Origin of the sequence: Methylobacterium sp., from assembly GCF_028290105.1 — a bacterium.
Classification (GTDB): Bacteria; Pseudomonadota; Alphaproteobacteria; order Rhizobiales; family Beijerinckiaceae; genus Methylobacterium.
On the sequence record NZ_JAQGKL010000276.1, the window covers coordinates 1 to 11,368 of the forward strand.

General features: G+C 71.2%; 11 protein-coding genes. 3 read left to right on the plus strand and 8 right to left on the minus strand.

The annotated features are described in order from the left end of the window. Positions 1-214: hypothetical protein (locus JWQ05_RS19025; RefSeq protein WP_299661920.1), on the minus strand; the 214-nt coding region annotated here is incomplete at its 3' end. Positions 215-384: 170 nt separating this feature from the next. On the opposite strand from JWQ05_RS19025, the gene JWQ05_RS19030 reads away from it, so the two are divergent. Continuing rightward, entirely contained in the window at positions 385-1,167 is a 783-nt protein-coding gene (locus JWQ05_RS19030; protein ID WP_299661923.1) for a glycosyltransferase family 2 protein, read from the plus strand. Between the two features lie 9 nt (positions 1,168-1,176). Here JWQ05_RS19030 and JWQ05_RS19035 read toward each other — a convergent pair whose 3' ends face one another. From JWQ05_RS19035 to JWQ05_RS19065, 7 genes are read right to left on the minus strand one after another with little or no spacing between them, the layout of a single operon-like run. Beyond that, a complete protein-coding gene (locus tag JWQ05_RS19035; RefSeq protein ID WP_299661926.1) occupies positions 1,177-2,487 on the minus strand; it encodes a hypothetical protein in 1,311 nt (436 codons plus the stop codon). Further along, positions 2,481-3,389 (minus strand): tetratricopeptide repeat protein, encoded by a 909-nt coding sequence (locus tag JWQ05_RS19040; protein WP_299661929.1) that lies wholly within the window; start codon positions 3,387-3,389, stop codon positions 2,481-2,483. The genes JWQ05_RS19035 and JWQ05_RS19040 overlap by 7 nt, the downstream gene beginning before the upstream one ends. Next, a complete protein-coding gene (locus JWQ05_RS19045) occupies positions 3,389-4,318 on the minus strand; it encodes a VWA domain-containing protein (RefSeq protein ID WP_299661932.1) in 930 nt (309 codons plus the stop codon). Before JWQ05_RS19045 ends, JWQ05_RS19040 begins: the two co-directional genes overlap by 1 nt. A 10-nt stretch (positions 4,319-4,328) precedes the next feature. Next, positions 4,329-5,339, minus strand: a complete 1,011-nt coding sequence (locus tag JWQ05_RS19050; protein ID WP_299661950.1) for a VWA domain-containing protein — start codon at positions 5,337-5,339, stop codon at positions 4,329-4,331. A 6-nt stretch (positions 5,340-5,345) separates the two neighbouring features. Continuing rightward, positions 5,346-5,804, minus strand: coding sequence for a DUF4381 family protein (locus JWQ05_RS19055; RefSeq protein WP_299661935.1), 459 nt, complete (start codon positions 5,802-5,804; stop codon positions 5,346-5,348). Between the two features lie 24 nt (positions 5,805-5,828). Next, positions 5,829-6,764: a DUF58 domain-containing protein gene (locus tag JWQ05_RS19060; RefSeq protein WP_299661938.1), complete on the minus strand. Its 936-nt coding sequence runs from the start codon at positions 6,762-6,764 to the stop codon at positions 5,829-5,831. A gap of 8 nt (positions 6,765-6,772) precedes the next feature. Continuing rightward, positions 6,773-7,783 (minus strand): AAA family ATPase, encoded by a 1,011-nt coding sequence (locus JWQ05_RS19065; RefSeq protein WP_299661941.1) that lies wholly within the window; start codon positions 7,781-7,783, stop codon positions 6,773-6,775. Between the two features lie 561 nt (positions 7,784-8,344). Here JWQ05_RS19065 and JWQ05_RS19070 point away from each other — a divergent pair. Then, positions 8,345-8,563 carry a type II toxin-antitoxin system ParD family antitoxin gene (locus JWQ05_RS19070; RefSeq protein ID WP_299661944.1) on the plus strand — a complete coding sequence of 73 codons (219 nt, stop codon included), beginning with the start codon at positions 8,345-8,347 and terminating at the stop codon, positions 8,561-8,563. Between the two features lie 4 nt (positions 8,564-8,567). Then, a partial coding sequence (locus JWQ05_RS19075; protein ID WP_299661947.1) for a PAS domain-containing protein occupies positions 8,568-11,368 on the plus strand: 2,801 nt, incomplete at its 3' end.

Genomic DNA, 11,368 nt, shown 5'->3' on the forward strand with positions numbered 1-11,368 from the left:
GAACGCGCCGCACCCGGCAACGAACCTGGCGCCGCGACCCGACCGCGCGGCCCAGCGCCGATTCGTCCCCCTCGGCGCGCGGGAAGTAGCGCGGCACCGGGGTCGGCTCGGGTCCGCGCGGCCCACCCGGCTGCAGCAGGTCGGCGGCGCCCGAGGGCGCGCAGCCCGCGAACAGGCTCAATGCCGTCAGCCCCGCCCTCAATCCTCGCCGCATCGTCGCTCCCCTGACCGTCAAGCGGTCTCCGATCAGGGTAAACAAGAGGTTAAGCGACGGGGCGTCCCGTGCATCCGGCCGGATCGCGGGAACCCGCCGTCACGGGACGCGAGTTGTGAAAAACACAGGCCGCCGCTACGAAGCCCCGGACCAGCGACGGGAAATCCCAGGTGACGCCTGATCCGGCCCTACGAACCGCCGTCTCGTGCACGATCATCACGAAGAACGAGGCGGATCGCATCGAGCGCTGCCTCGAGAGCGTCCGGGGCCTGGTGTCCGAGATCATCGTGGTCGATTCCGGCAGCACCGACGAGACGCTGGCGATCTGCCGGGCCTTCGGGGCCACCTGCTTTCATCGCGATTGGGAGGGCTATGGCCAGCAGAAGCGCTTCGCCGAGTCGAAGGCCAGCCACGACTGGATCCTGAATCTCGACGCGGACGAATGGCTGACGCAGGCCACCCGCGCGGAGCTGTCGAGGCTGCTGACGGCACCGATTCCGCAGGCGATCCACGGCTTCGAGTTCAAGATCACCCAGGTCTATCCGGGCGATGAGCGGCCGAGGCCGTTTGCCGATTATCACAATTACATCCGGCTCTATGACCGGACCCGCTGCCGGTTCCCCGACAGCGCCGTGTTCGACGAGATCAAGCTGCCGGGCGCGCACAAGGGTCGCATCAAGGCACCGATCTTCCACCAGTCGATCCGCTCCATCGCGCATCTGGTCGAGAAGAACATCGCCTATTACAAGCTGCAGACCGGCGAGATCAAGAAGAAGTCGCCACTGACTTTGGTGCGGATCGGCTTCGAGCCGTTGTCGGTCTTCTTCAAGTATTATTTCATGAAGATGCACGTCACGGGCGGCGTGTATGGCTTCATCGTGGCCATCACCATCGCGATGCTGCGGACCTATCGCCTCGCGATCCTCTACTTCCCCAAGGAACGGACACGCTGATCCTTCACGTCAGCGAACGGCCGTGGAGGGTCCGTCGAGGGGTGCGAGGCGGGTCGACCCGGTCGCGGACCGCGCGACCCTGACCGGCCGCGACAGCATCCCCGCGAGGCCGGCGAGGTCGAGATCGGACGCCTGCGCTTCCGCCGGATCGCGTGCGTAGAGGGAGCGGTCGAGGGCATCGAGGCCCGCGGCGATGTCCGGTTGGCCGCGCCAGGCCTCCGCGAGGTCCGGCTCCCCCTGGAGCGCGGGCGCCAGCGCGGCGCGGAAGGCCTTGGGGTCGCGCGCGGTCGCGGCCCGGCGCAGGGCACGGCGGGTGCGGGCGTCGAGGCGCCGGCGCGGCACGCCGCCCGAGCCCAGCCCGAGCAGTCCCACGCCGAGGCCGAAGGCGAGGAGGGCCGCCGAGACGACGATGACGGGGGAGGCCGGCAGGATCGGCTTCGCCTCGTCCTCGCGGTCCGGCAGGCCGCCACCGATCTGGCGGGCGGGGATCTCGGCCTCGCGCAGGGTCCGCGAGACCGTGTCGAACCACGGGATGACGATCGCGTCGAGCGGGATCACCTCCTCGATGGCCGGGCGCACGTCCCACTGATAGGTCACCCGCGCCACCGGACCGGACGGCGTGATCAGGGTTTCGCGGGTGACGGGTCCGGCGAAGGTGAGGATGCCGCGCGTGCGCATCACCGGGCGGGGGGGCAGCCCTTCCGCGACCATGCCCTGCGCCTCGAGCGTCACGATGCGCCGGGTGGTCTCGCCGAGCTTGACCGTCTCCGGGTCGGGGCTCCAGCTGTCGGTGATCGTCACGTCCTTGGCCGGCAGCCACCACGGCTCCTTGGCGTCGGGGCCGCCAACCGGCTTCGTCCAGGTGGCGACCGGCAGCGTCACGGGCGCCGAGGGCACGTCGACCACCACGCGCTTGCCGCCCTCGTTGACGGTGAGGCGGTGGATGAACGGATCGATGGTGAAGTCGCCCGGATGGTGCGGGAAGATCGCCACCACCCGGTCGAAGGCGATGGCGACCTGCCCATCGGGCAGGCGGGTCTTCGACCAGGCGTCGCGGCCGAGCTGCGTCCAGCTGAAATTGGCGAGCGAAGGCTGGACCACCTCCTCCAACAGGATCGGCTGGCGATAGACCCCGTGGATGCGCAGCAGCACCATCTCGCGCGAGAACGGATCGGCATTGCCGTTGCGCTCGGGCGTCACCGTGAGGGTGAGGTCGCCGGGGACGATCTCGGCCCGGGCGGCGAGGGGGGCGAGAAGGATCACGACGAGGGCGAGGGATTTCGCGACGAGGTCCAGGCCAAGTCTCGGCAGGCTCACCATGGGTTGCTCCCCCCCGGCACGGCGGTGCCGGCCTCCACGCGCGCCGCCTGCTCCGCCTTGAGCCGCAGCTTGAGATAGCGCCCCGGATCATCCGGCAGGGTCTGGAGCCAGAGGCGGTCGGGGCGGATCTCGTGGGCCTCGAAGCTCTTCGTCACCCGGCGCACCTCCTTCTCCGGAGCGGCGGCGACCATGGCCGAGCCCGCGCCGGTGCGCCCGCGCCCGGCCGCGTCGCTGGCCGAACCGCGGGCCTCGCCCTTGCCGGAATCAACCGAGACCTGCTCGGCCTTGCCGCGCCGTGCCACCTTGCTGTTGCCGGGGGTCGAGGAGGTGGTGCCGCCCTCCTTGTTGCCGGCCAGGCCCTCGCCGCTGGAGGTGGCCTGGGTGTCGTCGTTCGGGTCCTGGTTCGATGTCTTGTTGTAGCGCGCGCCCACCGTCGCGGTGGCGTTGGCGACGCCCCCGCCCTTCCCGGGGTCGCCCGCGCCCTCGTCGACGAGACGGGCGATCAGGGAGCGGTTGGCCTGCGCGTCGGCATCGCGCGGGTTGTACTGGAGCGCCGCGTCGTAGGCCTCCAGAGCGCCGGCCAAGTCACCGGATTTCGCCAGTGCATTGCCGAGATTGTAGGCGTTACGCCGGCCGCCATTGCGGAACAGGGCGGCGGCCTCGTCGTAGCGCCCGGCCTGGTAGAGGGCGGGGCCGCGCCAAGCCGGATCGTCGAGGACGCCGGCGGCGGCATCGGGCAGGCCGAGGCCCATCAGGGCGCGCCCCAGGCTGGTGCGCGGCTGCGCGGTGGCGGTGAGGCCGAGGATGCCGGCCCCCGCGAGCCCGAGGGCGGCCAAGCGCGCCCATCGCCCCCAGTGCCGGGGGAGGGCGGGCCGCCGGGCGGAGAGGGCACCGATCGCCATCAGGCGCTCCTGCGAAACAGGGCGAGGGCCGGCAGCAGCGCCAGCAGCACGAGCCAGCGCCCGAGATCGGCAAAGGCGAGCACGGTGTAGCCCCCGGCGGCGAGGTGCTGCGCCGTGCTGGCGCCGACCGCGTCCAGCACCGGGGCGGGACTGTCGAGGAGGGCGAAGCGGCCGGCACCCGCATCGGCCAGGCGTTCGAGGGCGCCGCGGTCCGGTTTGGGCGAACCCGCCGGCAGGCCGGGCCCGGCGGGCACGAACAGGCCGTGCAGGTGCCAGCCCTTGGCCCGGATGGCGTTGGCCTCGCGGATCGCGGCGTCGCCGATGCCGTCGCCGTCGGTGACGAGGACCACGTCGCCCGCGATCACGCCCGCTTCGGCCAGGGTGCGGCGGGCGAGCGCCAGGCCGCGCTCGGGGTGTGTGCCGCGATCGGGCACGGTGTCGCCGTCGAGGGCGAACAGGGTGGAGGCGAGGGCATCCCGGTCGGTGGTGGGCGGGGCGGCGAGGTAGCTGTCGCCCGCATAGACCACCACGGCGACGCTGCGGGTGCCGGCGGCCTCGGCGACGGCTTGCGCGATCTGGCGCACGTCCTTGAGGTGGCCGCCCTCGGCGACGGAGCGCGACAGGTCGACCACCACCAGGGTGGCGTCGAGGTTGCGGAAGGTGGCGGCATCGGGCCGCTCCACCGCCGGGCCGGTGAGCGCCAGGGCGATGAGGCCGGCGGTGAGCGCGGCGGCGATGTTCGCCTGCCGGCGCCCGCCGAGCACCGCGCCGCGTTTCGCCAGCAGCGCCATCAGGCCGGGATCGACGGCCCGGGTCCAGTCACCCAGCGGCGCGGAGCGCCAGGCCGCCCGCAGCGCCAGGGCGGCCACGAGGGGAATGGCGGCGAGCCACCAGGGCCGCAGCACCGCAATCGTGTCGAGGAGGCTCATTCGAGGAGGCTCATGCGACGCGTCTCGCCGCGAGGAGGCCGGCGGCGGCCAGGAAGGCCAGGGCGGCGGGCCAGGGCCAGAGGTCCTTGCGCAGGGGTACCGGGGGCGCCTTGGCGCGGCCGCCCTCGATGCTGTCGATGGCATCCGCCATGGCGATGAGGTCGTCGGTGGTCTTCACGCGAAACATCCGGCCGCCGGTGAGATCGGCGATCTCGCGAAGGGTCTCGGTGTCGACGACGTCCTGTTCGCCGTCGGCATTGGAGAGGTCGCGGGGTCCGAGCGCGATGGTGTGGACCCGGACGCCGAGTTCCTTGGCGAGCCCGGCGACGTCGCGCGGCGTGGTCTGGCCGGCATTGTTGGCGCCGTCCGTCATCAGGATCACCACCTTGGCGCTGGCCGGCCGCACGCCCTCGGCCTCGGGCGCGGCCGGGTTCAGGCGCTTGAGGGCAAGGCCGAGGCCGTCGCCGATGCCGGTGGAGCGGCCGACGAGGCCGATCGTGGCCTCGTCGAGCGCACGCGCGACGGTGGCGGTGTCGAAGCTCGGGCTCGCGGCGACGTAGGATTCGTTGGCGAAGATCACGAGGCCGATGCGGTCGCCGGCCCGGCGGCGGATGAAGTCGGTGCCGACGCGCTTGACGGCGGTGAGGCGGGTCACGGTCTGGCCGTCGAGGTCGAAATCGCGCCGCTCCATGCTGCCGGACAGATCCATCACCAGCATGATCTCGCGGCCCGAGGCCGGCAGTGCCGTCGCGGGCAGGACGAGGCGGGGGCCGGACAGCGCCACGACGAGGGCCGTCCACAGGGTCCAGACCAGGAGGGCGCGCCCGCGTCCCCGCGCCGCCACGCTGTCGCCGCGCGCGGCGTGCGCCACCAGGGAGGCAGGCACCCGCAAGGCGCCGCTCGACCCGACGCGCTCGGCCGGCATCAGCCGCGCGGCCAGCAGCGGCAGGGGGAGGAGCAGGAGCGCGTAGGGGCTGGCCAGATCGAAGGCGGAGGTGAGGGCGGTGAGCCAGTTCGGCAACATGGATCAGGCTCCGATCCGCGCGAAGAGCCGGGCCAGTTCGGTATCGACCGGGTCGGGCTCGGGCGTGCCGCGCTGGTAGAGCCCTTCCGCGAAGACGCGCCCGGCGCCTTGCGTGAAGAACGTGGTGGCAAACAGCCTGTCGAGGGCGAGGCCCCATTCCGCCCCTCGCACATCCGCCACCGCATCGCCCCGGAGGGTCCGGGCCAGCCGGCGCAGGAGCCGGGCCTGCGCCACGCGGCGCTGCTCCGGCGGCAGGGCGTTGGCGGCGGCGAGTTCGCCGAGCGCGGCGCGCCGGACCGAGTCGCGGCGGCGTGCCTGGAGGTAGCGCAGCAGGCCAAAGGCCAGGGCGGCGGCAAAGCCCAGGGCGATGGCGAGCATCACCGCCCCTTGGGTGCCACCCGTCTCGGCGGGCAGGTGCAGGCCGCGCAACTGGTCGAGGCTCGGCGTGACATCGGGGCTCACCGGCCGACCCTCGGATTCAGGGGCCTAGAGCACCGCATCGAGGCGCTCCATCAGCGGCGCGTAGGCCTCCGGACCGGCCTCGACATCGAGGCGCAGGCCCTCGATGCCCCGGCGGGCATAGTCCACGAGGCGCGCATCGGCGCTGGGCGGGGCCTTGTCGGCCCGGCTCGCCTGCACGGTGCCGCGCCGGCCGTCCGGCGTGGCGAAGGGATAGAAGCCCGGGGGCCGGGCCCGCTCGAAGGCGTCGCTGACGAGGACGAGACGGATCGAGAGCCGCTCGGCCATCACCGTGAGGAGGTGATCGAAATCGGCGCCCGGCGCGTCGAGGGCACTGCCGATGACGAGATGCCCGCCCGAGGGCAGGAGGCTCTGGGCCAGGGTCAGGGCCGGGGCGAGGGGCGGGTCCCCGGTGGTGCCATCCGCCAGGGCGCGGGCATGGGCCAGCGCCAGGGCACCGGTGACGGCGGTCATCGCCCGCTCGCCGCTCGCCGTGCGCACCACCACGGGCTCGCCGGCGCCCACCGCCACCAGGCCGATGCGGCCGCCGTCGCCGACGATGCGCCAGCCCAGCAGCACCAGGGCCTCGGCCGCCGCCACCGAGCGCAGGGCCCGCTTGGTGCCGAACAGCATCGAGGGTCGCAGGTCCACGAGCAGCACCACGGCGCGGTCGCGCTCATCGTGGTGGGTGCGAACGTGCAGGATGCCGGTGCGGGCGGTGGCGTTGCGGTCGATGTGCCGGCGGTCGTCACCCTCCGACCAGAGGCGCACGTCGTCGGGCTCGGAGCCGCGCCCGCGCCGGCGCGTCACGATCCCGCCGGGCAGGCCGGCGAGCGTCCGCGTGGCCGGGCCGGTGCCGCGCCGGGCGAGGTGGCGCAGGCCCATCAGCGCCTCGCCCGAGAGGTGAACGCCCGGCGCGAGCAGCGGATCGCCGGCCGGAACGGACGCGGATGCCGGGTTCATGGTCGCGCTCAGAGGGCCCGCACCCGCTCGACGAGACCCCGGATGATGCCGCGCGCGGTTTGGCCCTCGGCGGCGGCGCGCCAGGTCAGCCCGATGCGGTGCGCCAGGGCGTCGGCGGCCAGGTCCGCCACGTCCTCGGGGGTGACGTGGTCACGGCCGCGCAGGTAGGCGCGCGCCTTGCCGGCGAGCATCAGCGCCAAGGTGCCACGCGGGGAGGCCGGGTGCTCGATCGCGGCGCGCAGATCGGGTGCGGCCGCGTCGGTGCGGGTGCCCGCCACCAGCCGCACGAGGTAGTCCTTGAGGGCGGGCGAGACGTAGACGTCGAGGGCGGCCTCGCGGGCGGCGCGGATCTCCTCCACGGAGAGCCGCACCGGCATCGCCTCGGCGTGGTGGTTCAACTCGCCCTCGACGAGGTCGAGGATGCGGCGCTCGGCGGCCTCGTCGGGCATCTCCACGAGCACGTGGAGGAGGAAGCGGTCGAGCTGCGCCTCGGGCAGCGGGAAGGTGCCCGCATGCTCGATCGGGTTCTGGGTCGCCACCACCATGAACGGGTCGGGCAGGGGGTGGGTGTGGCCCGAGACGGTGATCTGCCCCTCGGCCATGGCCTCGAGGAGCGCCGACTGCACCTTGGGCGGGGCGCGGTTCACCTCGTCGACGAGGACGAGGGAGTGGAACAGGGGGCCGGGCAGGAACTCGAAGTCGCCCGCATCCTGGCGCCAGACGGTGGTGCCGGTGAGATCGGCGGGCATCAGGTCGGGCGTGCACTGGATGCGCGCGAAGCTGCCGTCGAGCCCGTCCGACAGGCGCTTGACCGCGCGGGTCTTGGCGAGGCCCGGCGCACCCTCGATGAGGAGGTGCCCGCCGGTGAGGAGGCCGATCAGGAGGCGCTCCACCATGGCATCTGCGCCGATGAGGCCGTGCAGCAGGCCGTCGCGCAGCGCAAAGATGCGACCGCGCAGGGCGGCGTCCACGGGCAGCGCGCCGGTGGACGGACGCTGGCTCAGGGCCGCGCCGCTCATGCGGACAGGCCGGTCGCGTCGGACGGACGGATCGCCTGAGCCACCTGTGGGGCAGGAACGGTGGGCCGGTCCATGCACGTCTCCTCGGTCCGAATTCTTCGATACGGATTCTTGAGCGATCCGCAGCGTTCGGGTGTGCCCGCTGCGCAGGGCGGGCGTCAATCCCGGCCCGCCAAACGCATGGCCGCAGGGAATGCGGTCGGGCACATTGCCCAGCCCCATCACCACGCATTTTCGTGATTCGCCCGTTTTCGTTCGCGGGCCAGCGCGAACACCTGGTCCGGACGATGTCTCGCCTTGTCCAAGCGTCGCATGGCCCGAGATGGGTCATCTTGCGATGGTCAGCTTTCGGACAGACCAGCAATCGAAGCCGACATGGCCGTACGGCCGAAGTCGATCCGAGATTGCGGCCGGTGATCCCGTTTCAGGCCGGTCCGATGACGCAGAGGCGAACTTGCACGGCGCAAACCCCTGCTTCCCGGCGCGGGTGACGGGCACAGATTTGCTTTCTGGCCGTCCGCCGGGAAACACCCTGAGCATCATTTGTGTTAGGAGGCGGACATGCCCGCCAACCACGCTCGCCCCATCGCCTTGACGGAAACACCGGTGGTTTCGATCGACGCCCAAGTCGCGAAGGGGGAATACGCCTCCGCCGGCGATCCGATCCGTACGGCCATCCGGGTGTTGCGCCGACAGGACGCGGGCGCGGTCCCTGTCGACTCCGCCTCCTGCGACTCCGCCTCCCGCATGTGGACGCCGCGCATCCGGGGGCAGGTTTGAATCCATGACGTCAGACGTTTCGGCTTTCGCCAATGGTGGCGTCATGGGCACCCAGATGCGTGCCTACGATTGGTCGACCACATCTCTCGGACCACAGGAGCGCTGGCCCCAATCGCTCCTGACCCTGGTGCGGGTGATGCTGAACTCCCGGCAGCCCATGTTCATCGCCTGGGGCGCCGACAGGACCCTGGTCTACAACGACACCTATGCGCCCATGCTCGGCGAACGGCATCCCGCCGCCCTCGGCCGGCCGTTCTTCGAGACCTGGCCCGAGATCCGAGACGAGGTGGGAGAACTGATGGATCGCGTGTTCGCGGGCGAGCCCGTGCACATGGACGACCTGCAACTCACCCTTCGTCGCAACGGCTACCCCGAGGAGACGCACTTCGCGTTCTCCTACACGCCCGTGCCCGGGGACGACGGGGCGATCGTCGGCCTGTTCTGCGCCTGCACCGAGACGACCCGCCAGGTGCTCGCCGAGCGGCAGGCCGCTTCCGAGCGCCAGCGGCAGCGGGCCCTGCTCCAGCAGATGCCCGGGTTCGTGGCCGTGCTGCGCGAACCGACCCACATCTTCGAGTACGTCAACGACGCCTACATCGCGGTCGCGGGTCGGCGCGATTACATCGGGCACAACGTCCGCGCGCTGTTCCCGGAACTGGTCGGCACGGGGTTCTACGAGCTTCTGGACACGGTCTATGCGACGGGCGAGCCGTTCGCGGCCCGTGCGCTGCCGATCCGGTTCGCCGGTGAAACCCAGGACCGCTACCTCGACTTCCTCTACCAGCCCATCCGGAACGAGGCCGGGGCTGTCACCGGCATCTTCGTCGGCGGCTACGAGGTCTCGGACCAGCTCCGCTCACAGGCCGCGCTGGCGGAAAGCGAAAGTCGCTACCGCACCCTGTTCGAGAGCATCGACGTCGGGTTCTGCATCATCGCGGTGACGTTCGACGATGCGGATCGAGCCATCGATTACCGCATCCTCGAAGCCAACCCCGCCTTCGAACGGCAGACCGGCGCCAACGTGGTCGGCCGCTGGGTCAGCGACTTCGCTCCCGACCTCGAACGCCACTGGTTCGAAACGTATGGGCGCGTCGCATTGACGGGCGAACCCGCGCATTTCGAGAACAGGGCCGACGTGTTCGGACGCTGGTTCGACGTGCGTGCCCTGCGCGTCGGCGATCCCGCCGCGCGCCGGGTCGCCGTGCTCTTCAGCGACATCTCCGAGCGCAAGCGCATGGAGGACGCACTCCAGGTTCTGAACAGCACTCTGGAGCAGCAGGTCTTCGAGCGCACGGCCGAGCGCGACCGGCTCTGGACATTGTCCGAGGATATGTTGGCCCGGGCCAATTACGAAGGGATGATGTCGGCGGTCAGCCCGGCTTGGACACGGGTCCTCGGCTGGTCCGAGGCCGAACTCCTGTCACGGCCCTATGCGACCTTCATGCACCCCGACGACACGGAGCCGACGCTCGCCGGCCTCACCCGGATGGGGGAGACGCGGCAGCCGACACGCTTCGAGAACCGCATCGCCGCCAAGGACGGGGCATGGAAGCCCATCGAATGGACGGTCGCGCCCGAGGCGGATGGCGCCAACTTCATCGCCGTGGGTCGTGACCTGACCATCGTCAAGGCGCGCGAGGCGGAGCTTGCCTCCGCCCAGGAGGCCCTGCGCCAGGCTCAGAAGATGGAGGCCGTCGGCCAGCTCACCGGCGGCGTCGCCCACGACTTCAACAACCTGCTCACCGTCATCAAGTCCTCCACCGACCTGCTCAAGCGTCCGGACCTGCCGGAGGAGCGCCGCCAGCGCTACATCGGCGCGATCTCGGACACGGTCGCGCGCGCCGCGAAGCTCACGGGTCAGTTGCTCGCCTTCGCGCGGCGGCAGGCCCTGAAGCCGGAGGTCTTCGACGCCGGCCGGAGCGTCGCCACCATCAGCGACATGGTCGGCACGCTGAGCGGTTCGCGCGTCAGGATCGTCACGGAGATTCCGGACGAGCCCTGCTTCATCAACGCCGACCCGAGCCAGTTCGACACCGCCCTGGTGAACATGGCCGTCAACGCCCGGGATGCCATGGACGGCGAGGGCACCCTCACCATCACGGTGCATCCCGTCTCCGTCATTCCGCCGATCCGCAGCCACCCCGCGGTCCGTGGCGACTTCGTCGCGGTGTGCATCGAGGACACGGGGGCCGGCATCGCCCCCGATCAGATCGAGCACATCTTCGAGCCGTTCTTCACGACCAAGGGGGTCGGACAGGGAACCGGCCTGGGGTTGAGCCAGGTCTTCGGCTTTGCCAAGCAATCCGGAGGTGAGGTCCGCGTCCAGAGCACGGTCGGTCAGGGTACGATGTTCGTGCTGTACCTGCCCCGGGTCGAAGCCATCGCACACTTGCCCCAGGTGGAGCCCGAACCCCTCGTCGATGGACACGGCACGTGCGTCCTGGTGGTCGAGGACAACGCGGATGTCGGGACGTTCGCGACTCAGACCCTGGCCGAACTCGGCTACGTCACCGTCTGGGCGGCCAATGCCGAGGAGGCGCTGGTCGAGCTGGCGAAGGACGCCGACCGCTTCGACGTGGTGTTCACCGACGTCGTCATGCCCGGGATGAACGGGATCGACCTCGCTCACCGGATCCGGCGGGACCATCACGACCTACCGGTTCTGCTGGCCTCCGGCTACAGCCACGTGCTGGCGCAGAATGGCACCTACGGGTTCGAGCTGCTGCACAAGCCCTATTCGGTCGAACAGCTCTCGCGCCTGCTTCGCAAGGTCGCCATCTGGCAGCGACGCAAACGCATCATAGG